Source organism: Paracoccus alcaliphilus (assembly GCF_028553725.1).
Taxonomy (GTDB): Bacteria; Pseudomonadota; Alphaproteobacteria; order Rhodobacterales; family Rhodobacteraceae; genus Paracoccus; species Paracoccus alcaliphilus.
This window is the reverse complement of record NZ_CP067124.1, coordinates 184,406-196,806: the sequence shown is the minus strand read 5'-3', so window position 1 is coordinate 196,806 and position 12,401 is coordinate 184,406. Positions and strand designations below refer to the sequence as shown.

Genomic DNA, 12,401 nt, shown 5'->3' with positions numbered 1-12,401 from the left:
CTCCATCTTTGGTGCACAAATATCCTGCAGGGGGCGCCGGCTGGTGCGCCACTGGTTCGGGAAGCAGCCGGCGACGGGACGCAAAGTCCCCCGGCCTCACAGGTTCTCGCTTTGCGGCATGCCCAGCACGTGATAGCCGCCATCGACCGTCACCACCTCGCCGGTGGTACAGGCCCCCCAGTCCGACAACAGCCAGACCGCGGTGCCGCCAATCGCCTCCAGCGTGGCATTGGCGCGCAGGGGGGCGTTGGCCTCGGTATGGCGGAAGGTCTTGCGCGCCCCTCCGATGGCCGCGCCCGCCAGCGTCTTCATCGGGCCGGGGCTCAGCGCATTGACGCGGATACCGTCCGGGCCCAGATCGTTGGCCAGATAGCGCACGGCGCTTTCCAGCGCGGCCTTGGCCACGCCCATGACGTTATAGAACGGCGTCACCCGGTTCGACCCGGCATAGGTCAGCGTCAGGATCGTCGATCCCGGCACCATCAGCGGCATGGCACGCCGCGACACCTCGATCAGCGAATAGCAGGAAATATCCAGCGAATGCTTGAAATTCGCGCGGCTGGTATCGACGAAACGACCGGTCAGCTCGTCCTTGTTGGAATAGGCGATGGCGTGGATCACGAAATCCAGCCGGTCCCAGCGCTCGGCCAGTGCCGCGAAACCCGCATCCAGCGAGGCATCGTCGGTCACATCCATATCCAGCAGGAAGTCCGACCCCAGCGACTGCGCCAGCGGGGCGACCCGCTTGCCGAAGGCTTCGCCCTGATAGCTGAAGGCAAGTTCTGCACCCTGATCGGCCACCGCCTTCGCAATGCCCCAGGCGATCGAGCGGTCATTGGCGACCCCCATCACCAGGCCGCGTTTGCCCTTCAGAAGTTCGCCCATGTGCCGTCCTCGTTTTTCAGTTTCTTTTTATTCGGTATATTTCGACATCAGCAGCGTGGCATTGGTGCCGCCAAAGCCGAAACTGTTGGACAGAACCGAATCCAGCCCGGCATCGTCCACGCGGGCGGTGGCGATTTCGGCCGGTTGCAATTCGGGGTCCAGCGTCTCGACATTGGCCGATGCGGCGATGAAGTCATTTTGCAACATCAGCAGGCAATAGATCGCCTCATGCACGCCCGTCGCCCCCAGCGAATGCCCGGTCAGCGATTTGGTCGAGCTGACGGGCGGCGTCTGCCCCTCGCCAAAGACGCGGCGGATCGCCTTGATCTCGCCGATATCGCCCACCGGCGTCGAGGTTCCGTGCGAATTGATATAGCTGACGCGCCGCCCCTCGGGCAGGGTGTCCAGCGCCAGCCGCATCGAGCGTTCGCCGCCCTCTCCCGAAGGCGCCACCATGTCATAGCCGTCCGAAGTGGCACCGTAGCCCGTCACCTCGGCATAGATCTTCGCCCCGCGCGCCAATGCGTGCGACAGTTCCTCCAGCACCACGACCCCGCCGCCGCCCGCGATGACGAAACCGTCGCGGGTGGTGTCATAGGGACGCGACGCGGTCTGCGGCGTGTCGTTGTATTTGGACGACATCGCGCCCATCGCGTCGAACAGGCAGGACAGGGTCCAGTCCAGTTCCTCGCCGCCGCCTGCAAAGACGATGTCCTGCTTGCCCATCTGGATCTGCTCGACCCCGTTGCCGATGCAATGCGCGCTGGTCGAACAGGCCGAGGTGATGGAATAGTTGACGCCCTTGATCTTGAACGGCGTCGCCAGACAGGCCGAGTTCGTGGACGACATGCAGCGCGTCACCATGAACGGGCCCATCCGCTTCGGTGCGCCCTTTTCGATGACGATCTGATGCGCCTCGAAGAAATTGCTGGTGGACGGCCCGCCCGATCCCATGATCAGCCCGGTGCGCGGGTTGGACACGTCGCCTTCCTCCAGTCCGCTGTCCTCGATCGCCTGTTGCATGGCGATGAAGTTATAGGCCGCGCCCGGACCCATGAAGCGCAGGTTGCGCTTGTCGATATGGTCCTCCAGCACGATCTGCGGCATGCCGTGGACCTGGCTGCGGAAACCGTGTTCGGCATATTCGGGGGCAAAGACGATGCCCGAGCGGCTGGCGCGCAGGCTTTCGGTAACCTCTGCGGCATTGTTGCCGATGGGAGAGACGATCCCCAGCCCGGTGATGACGACGCGTCGCATGAAGGGCTCCTTCTGAATGTTTCTCAGCCTGATTTGTTGCTCAGCTGGCCGACAATGCGACCTTCATGTCCTTGACCAGATAGATGGTTTCGCCATCCGCTTCGACGCGGCCATCCGCCACCCCCATGGTCAGCCGGCGGGTCTGCACCGCCTTGGTGAAATCGACGTAGTAACGCAGCAGCTTGCGGTCGGGACGGACCATGCCGGTCAGCTTGACCTCGCCCACGCCCAAAGCATAGCCGCGACCCTGCCAGCCGCGCCAGCCCAGATTGAAGCCGGTCAGCTGCCACAGCCCGTCAAGGCCAAGGCAACCCGGCATGATCGGGTTGCCGGGGAAATGGCAGGGAAAGAACCACAGGTCGGGATTGATGTCGAATTCGGCGACGACATGACCCTTGCCATGTTCGCCGCGATCCTCGGAAATATCGGTGATGCGATCCATCATCAGCATCGGCGGTTCGGGCAGTTGCGCATTGCCGGGGCCGAACAGCTCTCCGCGCGCACAGGCCAGAAGGTCGTCGCGGTCAAAGCTGGTGTGGGTCATCGCCATGCGGTCTTGCCTTTTTCCTGCCGGTGCGGCGCGGTGCCGATACCGTGTCCGGGTTCAAATTGACGTTCCGTCTATCATTCGGGGTCAACTGCGTGCAAGTGCAAGCAAGCCACACTTGTCACCGAACCGCATCGGCCCCGGCAGGCAAAGGGTCGTCATGGACAGGCAGTCCGGTCCTTGGGCGGCCAATGACCACTGATTGGCGGATCAGCCGTAAAGGCCCAGTTCGCTGGCGATGCGGCGGCGGATGTCGTCCTTGTCCTGCTGGATCATGCCGGGGATCAGGAACAGGTCGATGAAGGCCCAGACGCAGACCACCGCGATCGGCACCCAGCCGATCAGGATTGCCGCCGTCAGCCAGCCGAACCCCCACAGCAACAGCATGACAAGCCCGCTGAGCCAGCGCCCCAGATACATCCGATGCGCGCCAAATCCCCACAGCACGATCGCCAGAAGATAGGCCACCAGCGGCGATTTCGCCTCATTGGTGACACGTTGCTCGATCAGCAGCTGGGTCTGGATATCCGTGGGCAATCGGTCGTCCTCCGTGGGGTGTGTCTTGCGTGAAAGATAGGAAATGCGCGCTTTCAGACAAGGGTTCCATGGCGGAAGGGGCAGGGCGGGCAGCCGGATGGCGTGGCCCGCCGCCAGTGGTTATTCGGGCTTTGGCACGCGCTGGAACAGGTCGAAGACCAGCCCGACCGGACGCATCGGCGCGCCTGTCTGGTTCTGTCGCCCGACATCGGTCAGCGCCATGCGATAGCTGCCGGGCTCCAGCAGCACCGGGCCAAGTTTCGCATCCAGCCCGCCCTCGTAATCGTCGTTTTCCGCCACGACCTGACCGCCTGCGCCGAACAGCACCAGTTTCGGATCGCCCCCCACCAGCGCACCATAGGCATCGACGATCACCACGCTGGGGGCCTCGACCGAGAAGCGGAACCATTGCGCGCTGCCGTCCTGCAACACCACCATGTCGCGGGTGCCGATCAGGTCCAGTTCCTGCACCGGATACCCGCTGTCCGCGGGCGGCGGGATCTCTCCACGCCGATAGGCGGCCTGCAAGAACGCATCGCGGTCCAGTGTTTCGGCGGATACGGTGATCTCTCCCTCGGCGGGCGACAGCGCCGCGACGCCAAGGCAATAGCTGCCGGGCGCAAGGGTCGAGGGGAAGTCCAGCCGCGAATCGGTGCCGTCGGCATCGTCGTTTTCCGCGATCAGGTTGCCACCCTGATCGAACAGCCGCACATGCGGGTCCAGCGTGGGGCTGGCGGCGCGAAACGTCACCGGCGCCGCCGCCGACAGCGCGAAACGGTAATAGCCCGTATCGGTTCCCGGCTGACCGATACTGACCGCGCCATCCGCCAGCGCGGCATCCAGCGCTTCGCCGCCAAAGGGCACAGTCGCAGTCTGCGCGTCGCAGGCGTTGATCTGGCCCGTCCGTCCGGTCTCGTTCAGCAGGCGCGGCTGGTCCTGACGCCCGATCTGCACCGTGGCCGCGATATCCCCGCCGCCGACCGAGATCAGTCGCACGCAGTAATTGCCCCGGCCCAGATTGGTCTCGATCCGCGAATTCAGCGATTCGGGCGTGTCGTCGTTTTCCGCGATCAGATCGCCATCGGCGGTCAGCAGTTCCAGCGCCGGATCGCCGCCCGATTGCGCCTCTATCCGCAGGGATTCGCTGTCGGCGCCGACGCGAAAGGCGATCAGCGCATCGTTCCCTTCCGCCGCCCGCAGGCTGGTCAGCAGCGGATCATCGGCATCCGAGACATCCGAGGATGCGCCATCCGCGCCGATGAATGCGGCCTGAACCCCGCCGCACAGCGGCTGTTCGGCGTCTTGCGCAAGGGCAGGGGCGCCAAGCCCGGTCAGGGCTGCTGCGGCCAGACAGGTCAGCCGCGATGGATTGCGAAGGATCATAATTCATTCCTGTAAATGGGCCTTGCGCCGGGTGGTCTTGCGGTCGGCGCATGAATACCCGCGCGAATGTGGCACTGCGCCCCGATCTCGGCAATCTGGAAAAAACTGCCCGTTGGTTCAGGTCAGGGGCGCGGAAATCTGCCGTTCCGGCTTGACCCCGGCGCGCTGGCCCGGTTCAAGGCATGCACAAGATCCCGCCGGCCTGCCCCGGCTGGCAACGCAGTGGAAAGCGACGTCATGAAGTTCACCCTGTCCTGGCTCAAAGAGCATCTGAAGACCGAAGCGCCCCTCGATCAGATCACCGAGGTGCTGACCGATCTTGGTCTGGAAGTCGAAGAGGTCGTCGATCCGGCGGCGCGGCTGGGCAGCTTTACGCTGGCGAAGGTGCTGCATGCCGAACAGCATCCCGATGCCGACCGGCTGCGCGTCTGCCGGGTGCTGACGGATGAGGGCGAAAAGCAGATCGTCTGCGGCGCGCCCAATGCCCGCGAGGGGATCACCGTGGTTCTGGCCAAGCCCGGCGATTACGTTCCCGGCATCGACGTGACGCTGGGTGTCGGCAAGATCCGCGGCATCGAGAGCCACGGCATGATGGCGTCCGAGCGCGAGCTGGAACTGTCGGACGAACATGACGGCATCATCGAACTGCCCTCGGGTGAGGTCGGGCAGAAATTCATCGACTGGCTGGCGGCGAACGCGCCGGAAAAGGTCGATCCGATGATCCATATCAAGATCACGCCGAACCGGCCCGACGCGCTGGGGGTGCATGGCATCGCCCGCGATCTGGCCGCGCGGGGTCTGGGCGAACTGATCCCGATCAAACGGGCCGTGATCGAGGGGCGTTTCGACAGCCCGGTCAATGTTTCGATCGACGACAGCCTTGCGGCGAAGGCACCGGTCTTTGCCGGCCGCGTGCTGCGCGGGGTCAGCAATGGCCCCAGCCCGGACTGGCTGCAAAAGCGGCTGCGCGCCATCGGCCTGCGCCCGATCAATACGTTGGTCGATATCACCAACCTGTTCACCTATGACCTGAACCGGCCCCTGCATGTGTTCGACATGGCCAAAGTGCAGGGCGATCTGCGCATCCGGCCAGCGGCTGCGGGCGAAGAGATCCTTGCGCTGGACGGCAAGACTTATGCGCTGCCCGAAGGCACGATGGTCATCGCCGATCAGCGCGGACCGGAAAGCATCGCGGGCATCATGGGCGGCGAAGAGTCGGGCTGTGACGAGACGACCACGGATGTCTTTGTCGAAAGCGCCTATTGGGATCCGATCACGATTGCGGCGACGGGCCGGGCGCTGAAGATCAACTCGGATGCGCGCTATCGCTTTGAACGCGGCATCGACCCGGCCTTCACCCTGCCGGGGCTGGATCTGGCCACGCAGATGATCCTCGATCTGTGCGGGGGAGAGCCGTCGCATATGGTCGTGGCCGGTGCGGTGCCCGATACCGCCCGCGCCTACCGGCTGGATCCGGCGCGCACCGCCAGCCTTGTCGGGCTGGACATCCCCGAGGCCACGCAACGCGCCACGCTGGAGGCCCTTGGTTTCCGGATGGAGGGCGACATGGCGCATGTGCCCTCTTGGCGGCCCGACGTGCTGGGCGAGGCCGATCTGGTCGAGGAAATCGCCCGCATCGCCAGCCTGACCGGGCTGGAGGGCCAGCCGCTGCCGCGTCCGCAGGCGGGTGTGCCGAAACCGATCCTGACGCCCTTGCAGATGCGCGAACGCGCCGCGCGGCGGGCGGCTGCGGCATTGGGTTACAATGAATGCGTGACCTACAGTTTCATCGAACATGGCGTGGCCGAACTGTTCGGCGGCGGAAGCGATGCCGTGCGCGTCGAAAACCCGATCAGCAGCGAGATGACCCATCTGCGGCCCGACCTGCTGCCCGGCCTGCTGGCCGCCGCTGCCCGCAACCAGGCGCGCGGCTTCGCCGATCTGGCGCTGTTCGAGCTTGGCCCGGTCTTTGCGGGCGGAGAGCCGGGCGAGCAGACCGTGCGGGTCACCGGGCTGCTGGTCGGTCACAGCGGGCCGCGCGATCCGTTCGGGGAACGGCGCCGGGTGGATCTGTATGATGCCAAGGCCGATGCCGAGGCGATCCTGGCCTCGATCGGCGCGCCCGCGCGGGGGCAGATCAACCGCAAGCTGGACGGCTGGTGGCATCCGGGCCGGGCGGGCAATATCGCGCTGGGGCCGAATGTGCTGGCCAGTTTTGGCGAAATCCATCCGCGCATTCTCAAGGCGATGGATGTGAAGGGTCCGGCGGTGGCGTTCACCGTCCGTATCGCCAATGTGCCCTTCCCCAAGGCCAGCGGAGCCTCGCGCCCGGCCTTGCAGATTTCGGACCTGCAAGCGGTTGAGCGCGATTTCGCCTTTGTCGTGGATGCGCAGGTCGAGGCGCTGGCGCTGGTCAATGCCGCCGCCGGTGCCGACAAGGCCCTGATCGAGCGGGTGACGGTGTTCGACCAGTTCACCGGGCTGGAGGATGGCCGCAAGTCCATCGCCATCACCGCCCGGCTGCAACCGCGTGACAAGACCCTGACCGACGCCGATATCGAGGCCGTCAGCCGGAAAATCATCGACAAGGTGCAGAAGGCGACGGGCGGCACGCTGCGCAGCTGATCCGTGCGTGACCGGCGGCCCTGAATAGGCCGCCGGTTTTCGTTTTCTTTACAGCAGCTTGTCGATGGCGGGTTTCAGGCGCTCGATGGTGGCGTCCACGTCCTTCAGCTTGTCCAGCCCGAACAGCCCGATGCGGAAGGTCGAGAAATCGGCCCCCTCGTTCACCCCCAGCGGCACGCCGGCGGCGATTTGCAGACCCTCGGCCAGAAACTTCTTGCCGCTCTTGATATCGGGATCGTTGGTATAGGACACGACCACGCCGGGGGCGCCAAAACCTTCGGCGGCCACCGGGCGCACGCCCTTTTCCGCCAGCAGCGCCCGCACCGCGTTGCCCAGCTGCCATTGCGCATCCCGCGCGGCCTCGAAACCCACCTTGCGGGTTTCCTCCATCGCGTCGCGCAACCCGGTCAGCGCGTCGGTCGGCATGGTCGCATGATAGGCGTGGCCGCCGTCCTCATAGGCCTGCGTGATCGCGCGCCATTTCTTCAGGTCCAGTGCGAAGCTGTCGCTTTCGGTGTCTTCCAGCCGCGTGGCGGCGCGTTCGGACAGCATCACCAGCCCGGCCGAGGGCGAGGCCGACCAGCCCTTTTGCGGGGCCGAGATCAGCACATCGACGCCAAGCGCCCGCATATCGACCCAGATCGCGCCCGAGGCGATGCAATCCAGCACCATCAGCGCGCCGACCTCATGCGCGGCGTCAGACAGCGCCTTGATGTAATCGTCCGGCAGGATCAGCCCGGCGGCGGTTTCGACATGCGGCGCAAAGACCACATCGGGGCGGTTTTCGCGGATGCGGGCGACCACCTCGTCGATGGGGGGCGGCGCGAAGGGGGCTTGCGGTTCATTGCCCGAGGGCCGGGCCATGACCACGGTGGTTTCGGATGGCAACTTGCCGGTCTCCAGGATCTGGCTCCAGCGGAAGCTGAACCAGCCGTTGCGCACGACCAGCGCGTGATTGCCCCGCGCGAATTGCCGCGCCACCGATTCCATCGCATAGCTGCCGCCGCCGGGCACCACGGCGACCTGATGGGCGCCATAGACTTCGCGCAGGGTGGCGGACAGGTCGCGCATGACCTGCTGGAACTTCTGCGACATGTGGTTCAGCGAACGATCGGTAAAGACGACCGAAAATTCCTGCAATCCGTCGGGATCGATATCGGGGCGCAATCCGGGCATGACAACCTCTGGTCCATGGGTTTTGTCGCGCAGGCTAGCGCGCGGTGCGGGACTTCGCCAGACCGCAAAAGGGGGCAACCCCTTGCGGCGGAGCCGCAGCCGTGACTAGGTTGGGGCGCAAAGCAACATCACAGGTTTTCGATGCGTATCGGCATTCTTCAATGCGGCCAGTCGCCCGCGCAGTTGAAGGACGAATTGGGCGACTATCCGGATATGTTCATGCGGCTGCTGGCCGGTCGCGGACTTGATTTCCACATCTGGCATGTCGAGGCGATGGAATTTCCCGATGCCGTCGATCAGGCCGAGGGCTGGCTGCTGACCGGATCGCGCCACGGCGCCTATGAGGATCACGATTTCATTCCGCCGCTGGAGGATTTCATCCGCCGCGCCTATGGCGCCGGGGTGCCGCTGGTCGGCATCTGTTTCGGCCATCAGGTGATCGCGCAGGCACTGGGCGGCAAGGTCGTCAAGCATCCCGATGGCTGGGCCGTGGGGATGCAGGATTACGATTTCGACGGCCAGCCGGTGCGGCTGAACGCTTGGCATCAGGATCAGGTCGCGACCCCGCCCGAGGATGCGCAGGTCGTGGGCCGCAACGGGTTTTGCGAACATGCGGCGCTGGTCTATGGCGACCGGGCCTTTACCGTGCAGGCGCATCCTGAATTCGAGGATGCCTTCATTCAGGGGCTGATGGACACCCGCGGCAAGGGTGTCGTGCCCGAAGATCTTTTGCAGCGCGCGTCGGGCCGGATGGGCGGGGGCACGGATGCGGGCCTTATGGCCGACCGGATCGAAGCCTTCTTCCGCCAGCCGCGCAACCGCGCAACAGGTGCCGCATGAGCCAGTGGAGCGATGACATCCCGCAGGCCGCACGCGACTATATGGCCGGGCGGCGGCTGGACGAGGTCGAATGCATCGTCGCCGATATCGCCGGGGTGGCACGGGGCAAGGCGATGCCGGCCTCGAAATTCGTGCGGCAGGACAAGTTCTATCTGCCGAACTCGATCTTCCTGCAGACGATCACCGGGGAATGGGCCGACAACCCTTCGGGCGCGTTCACCGAACCCGACATGATCCTGACGCCGGATTTCACCACCGCCTCGGCCGCGCCCTGGACGGCGGACTGGACCATGCAGGTGATCCATGACGTGACCGATCAGCAGGGCAACCCGGTGCCCATCGCGCCGCGCAACGTGCTGAAACAGGTGATGCAGCTATATCGGGACAAGGGCTGGAAGCCGGTCGTCGCGCCCGAGATGGAGTTCTTTCTGGTCGCCCGCAATATCGACCCGAACCAGCCGATCATCCCGCCGATGGGCCGCACCGGCAGGCGGGCGGCGGCCAAACAAGCCTATTCCATGTCGGCGGTGGACGAATACGGCAAGGTGATCGACGACATCTATGATTTCGCCGAGGCTCAGGGGTTCGAGATCGACGGCATCCTGCAAGAGGGCGGCGCCGGTCAGGTCGAGATCAACCTCAATCACGGCGATCCGGTCGCGCTGGCCGATGAGATCTTCTATTTCAAGCGCCTGATCCGCGAGGCGGCGCTGCGCCATGACTGTTTCGCGACCTTCATGGCCAAGCCGATCGAGGGCGAACCCGGCAGCGCCATGCACATGCACCATTCGGTCATCGACATGGCGACCGGGCGCAATATCTTCTCCGATACCAAGGGGCGCGAAACCCCGGCCTTCCTGCACTTCATCGCGGGCATGCAGAAACACCTGCCTGCCGTGATCGCGCTGCTGGCGCCTTATGTGAACAGCTATCGCCGCTATGTCCCTGATTTCGCGGCGCCGATCAATCTGGAATGGGGGCGTGACAACCGCACCACCGGGCTGCGCGTGCCGATCTCGGACCCCGAGGCGCGGCGGGTCGAGAACCGGCTGGCGGGCATGGACTGCAACCCCTATCTGGGCATCGCCGCCAGCCTCGCCTGCGGTTATCTGGGGCTGATCGAGGGCGAGAACCCCCGCGCCGAATGTCTTGGCGACGCCTATATGTCCGAGGACGAGCTGCCCTATAATCTGGGCGACGCGCTGGATCTGATGGTTGACAGCGCGCCGGTGCGCGGCGTTCTGGGCGATGAGTTCGTGGCCGTCTATGAGGCCGTCAAGCGTAATGAATACAAAGAGTTCCTTCAGGTCATCAGCCCGTGGGAGCGGGAACATCTGCTGCTGAACGTATGAGCCTGCTGCATATCAACGACCAGCCGGGGCAATATCCGCCCAGCCTCTATGCCGAAACCGGGCGGCTGCTGGACCCGTTTCCGCCCCTGCGGGGAGAGGTGCGGGCCGATGTCGCGGTGATTGGCGCGGGCTATACCGGCTTGTCGGCGGCGCTGCATCTGGCGCGGCAGGGCTTTCAGGTGGCGCTGGTCGAGGCGCATCGCGTGGGCTTCGGCGCCTCGGGTCGCAATGGTGGTCAGCTTGGTTCGGGTCAGCGGCAGGATGTGGACTGGCTGGAGGCGCAGCTGGGCCGCGATGCCGCGCGGCGCCTGTGGGATCTGGCCGAGGATGCCAAGGCGCTGGTCCGCGCGCTGGCGGATGAGGCGGGCGTGCCGGTCAATGCCGGGGTGGCCCATGCCTGCCGCAGCAAGGCCGAGGTCGAACATGCCCGCGTCATGGCCGATCATCTGGCGCGGCATTACGATTACGACCGGATCGAGCCACTGGACCGCGACGGGATGGCCACGGCGCTTGGCAGCGCGGCCTATGCGGGTGGCGATCTGGATCACGGCGCGGGCCATCTGCAACCGCTGGACCTTGCCTGCGGGCTGGCGCGTCTGGCGCAGGCCGCAGGCGCGCGCATCCATGAGATGAGCGAGGTTCTGCGGATCGATCACGGGCGGGCGGGTGGCAAAAGCTCCGTCCATTGCGCGCAGGGCCATGTCATCGCCGATCATGTGATTCTGGCGGCGAATGGCTATCTGGGCGATCTGGACGGCCATGTCGCGGCGCGGGTCATGCCGATCAACAACTATATCGTCGCGACGGAACCGCTGGGGGATCGCGCGCCCGAGATCCTGCCGGGCAACATTGCCGTGGCCGATACGAAATTCGTGGTGAATTACTGGCGGATGGACCCCGACCGGCGGCTGATCTTTGGCGGCGGCGAAACGATCACCTATCGTTTCCCGCGCGACATCGAGGGCGTGGTGCGCCCGCATCTGCTGTCGGTCTATCCGCAATTGCGGGACGTGCGGCTGACCCATGCCTGGGGCGGGACGCTGGCCATTACCATGAACCGGATGCCCTGTTTCGGGCGACCCGCGCCGAATTGCCTGTCGGCCAGCGGCTTTTCCGGTCACGGCGTGGCGCTGGCGACGCTGGCCGGGCGGCTGATGGCCGGGGCCGTGGCCGGGCAGGCCGAGGGTTTCGACGCAATGGCGGCGGTGCCGACGCGACGCTTTCCCGGAGGCGCGATGCTGCGCCAGCCGCTGCTGGTGGCGGGAATGGCGTGGTATGGGCTGCGTGACCGGCTTGGGTTCTGAAATCCGGGATCAGAGGTTGTTCTGATCCATCGCGCCCCGCACCCGCTGGCGCATCAGGGCGGAATCGCGATCAGGCACGCCCAGCAGGCCCGAGACCAGCCGGATCAGCGTTTCCTCGTCCTGGCTGCGGTGGTCGTCGGCATAGGCGACCTCCCACATGGCGGCGATGACGCCGCTGCGATCCTCCAGCGCGATCCGGTCCTTGATCATGCGGGTAAAGCGCACTGTATCGGGGGCCTCGGCCTCGATCATCTCGGCGGCGGCGCGGCGTTCGGCGGCCTGCGCCATGTCCAGCCCCCGGCGTCGCGCCAGAATCCGGTCGATGCGCTGCTGTTCGGACTGGTGATAGTGGTCATCGGCACGCGCCACCCGCACCAGAAGCGCGGCAATCGCAACTTCGGCATCCTGCCCGGCCAGTGGCGCGGGCCCGGGTTCATCGGCGAAAAGACGAGAGAGCAGGTTGCGGAACATAACCCGATCATAGGCCGATTAATC

General features: G+C 65.4%; 11 protein-coding genes. 4 read left to right on the top strand and 7 right to left on the bottom strand.

Annotation, left to right across the window (positions count from 1 at the left end):
* Positions 1 to 96 precede the first annotated feature (96 nt).
* The 5 genes from JHW40_RS00990 to JHW40_RS00970 form a co-directional block, all read right to left on the bottom strand.
* Complete coding sequence (locus JHW40_RS00990) at positions 97 to 885, bottom strand: enoyl-ACP reductase FabI (protein ID WP_090616231.1); 789 nt, start codon at positions 883 to 885, stop codon at positions 97 to 99.
* Between the two features lie 27 nt (positions 886 to 912).
* Positions 913 to 2,142, bottom strand: coding sequence for a beta-ketoacyl-ACP synthase I (fabB, locus tag JHW40_RS00985; RefSeq protein WP_090616228.1), 1,230 nt, complete (start codon positions 2,140 to 2,142; stop codon positions 913 to 915).
* A gap of 40 nt (positions 2,143 to 2,182) precedes the next feature.
* The gene (gene fabA / locus JHW40_RS00980) at positions 2,183 to 2,692 is read right to left on the bottom strand and encodes a bifunctional 3-hydroxydecanoyl-ACP dehydratase/trans-2-decenoyl-ACP isomerase (RefSeq protein WP_090616224.1); all 510 of its coding nucleotides are present in this window, start codon (positions 2,690 to 2,692) and stop codon (positions 2,183 to 2,185) included.
* Positions 2,693 to 2,899: 207 nt separating this feature from the next.
* Complete coding sequence (locus JHW40_RS00975; protein ID WP_244519314.1) at positions 2,900 to 3,226, bottom strand: TM2 domain-containing protein; 327 nt, start codon at positions 3,224 to 3,226, stop codon at positions 2,900 to 2,902.
* A gap of 120 nt (positions 3,227 to 3,346) precedes the next feature.
* On the bottom strand, positions 3,347 to 4,609 hold the full coding sequence (locus tag JHW40_RS00970; RefSeq protein ID WP_090616220.1) for a PPC domain-containing protein: 1,263 nt from the start codon (positions 4,607 to 4,609) through the stop codon (positions 3,347 to 3,349).
* A gap of 237 nt (positions 4,610 to 4,846) precedes the next feature.
* On the opposite strand from JHW40_RS00970, the gene pheT reads away from it, so the two are divergent.
* Complete coding sequence (gene pheT, locus JHW40_RS00965) at positions 4,847 to 7,234, top strand: phenylalanine--tRNA ligase subunit beta (RefSeq protein WP_090616275.1); 2,388 nt, start codon at positions 4,847 to 4,849, stop codon at positions 7,232 to 7,234.
* 48 nt (positions 7,235 to 7,282) lie between these two features.
* On the opposite strand, the gene JHW40_RS00960 is transcribed toward pheT, so the two are convergent.
* Entirely contained in the window at positions 7,283 to 8,410 is a 1,128-nt protein-coding gene (locus JHW40_RS00960) for an aminotransferase class V-fold PLP-dependent enzyme (RefSeq protein ID WP_090616217.1), read from the bottom strand.
* A gap of 141 nt (positions 8,411 to 8,551) precedes the next feature.
* On the opposite strand from JHW40_RS00960, the gene JHW40_RS00955 reads away from it, so the two are divergent.
* Genes JHW40_RS00955 through JHW40_RS00945 form a run of 3 tightly spaced genes read left to right on the top strand, consistent with a single transcriptional unit; the run spans position 8,552 to position 11,906 of the window.
* Complete coding sequence (locus tag JHW40_RS00955) at positions 8,552 to 9,250, top strand: type 1 glutamine amidotransferase (RefSeq protein WP_090616213.1); 699 nt, start codon at positions 8,552 to 8,554, stop codon at positions 9,248 to 9,250.
* Positions 9,247 to 10,602, top strand: a complete 1,356-nt coding sequence (locus JHW40_RS00950) for a glutamine synthetase family protein (RefSeq protein ID WP_090616209.1) — start codon at positions 9,247 to 9,249, stop codon at positions 10,600 to 10,602. Before JHW40_RS00955 ends, JHW40_RS00950 begins: the two co-directional genes overlap by 4 nt.
* Entirely contained in the window at positions 10,599 to 11,906 is a 1,308-nt protein-coding gene (locus JHW40_RS00945; RefSeq protein ID WP_090616205.1) for an NAD(P)/FAD-dependent oxidoreductase, read from the top strand. The genes JHW40_RS00950 and JHW40_RS00945 overlap by 4 nt, the downstream gene beginning before the upstream one ends.
* A 9-nt stretch (positions 11,907 to 11,915) precedes the next feature.
* Here JHW40_RS00945 and JHW40_RS00940 read toward each other — a convergent pair whose 3' ends face one another.
* On the bottom strand, positions 11,916 to 12,377 hold the full coding sequence (locus JHW40_RS00940; protein WP_090616200.1) for a tellurite resistance TerB family protein: 462 nt from the start codon (positions 12,375 to 12,377) through the stop codon (positions 11,916 to 11,918).
* Between the last annotated feature and the right edge of the window lie 24 nt (positions 12,378 to 12,401).

Coding starts and splice junctions, on each gene's coding strand:
- JHW40_RS00960 (WP_090616217.1), bottom strand. CDS start 8,410: ATGCCCGGATTGCGCCCCGATATCGATCCCGACGGATTGCAGGAATTT.
- JHW40_RS00940 (WP_090616200.1), bottom strand. CDS start 12,377: ATGTTCCGCAACCTGCTCTCTCGTCTTTTCGCCGATGAACCCGGGCCC.
- JHW40_RS00945 (WP_090616205.1), top strand. CDS start 10,599: ATGAGCCTGCTGCATATCAACGACCAGCCGGGGCAATATCCGCCCAGC.
- JHW40_RS00955 (WP_090616213.1), top strand. CDS start 8,552: ATGCGTATCGGCATTCTTCAATGCGGCCAGTCGCCCGCGCAGTTGAAG.
- JHW40_RS00950 (WP_090616209.1), top strand. CDS start 9,247: ATGAGCCAGTGGAGCGATGACATCCCGCAGGCCGCACGCGACTATATG.
- fabA (WP_090616224.1), bottom strand. CDS start 2,692: ATGGCGATGACCCACACCAGCTTTGACCGCGACGACCTTCTGGCCTGT.
- JHW40_RS00990 (WP_090616231.1), bottom strand. CDS start 885: ATGGGCGAACTTCTGAAGGGCAAACGCGGCCTGGTGATGGGGGTCGCC.
- pheT (WP_090616275.1), top strand. CDS start 4,847: ATGAAGTTCACCCTGTCCTGGCTCAAAGAGCATCTGAAGACCGAAGCG.
- JHW40_RS00970 (WP_090616220.1), bottom strand. CDS start 4,609: ATGATCCTTCGCAATCCATCGCGGCTGACCTGTCTGGCCGCAGCAGCC.
- fabB (WP_090616228.1), bottom strand. CDS start 2,142: ATGCGACGCGTCGTCATCACCGGGCTGGGGATCGTCTCTCCCATCGGC.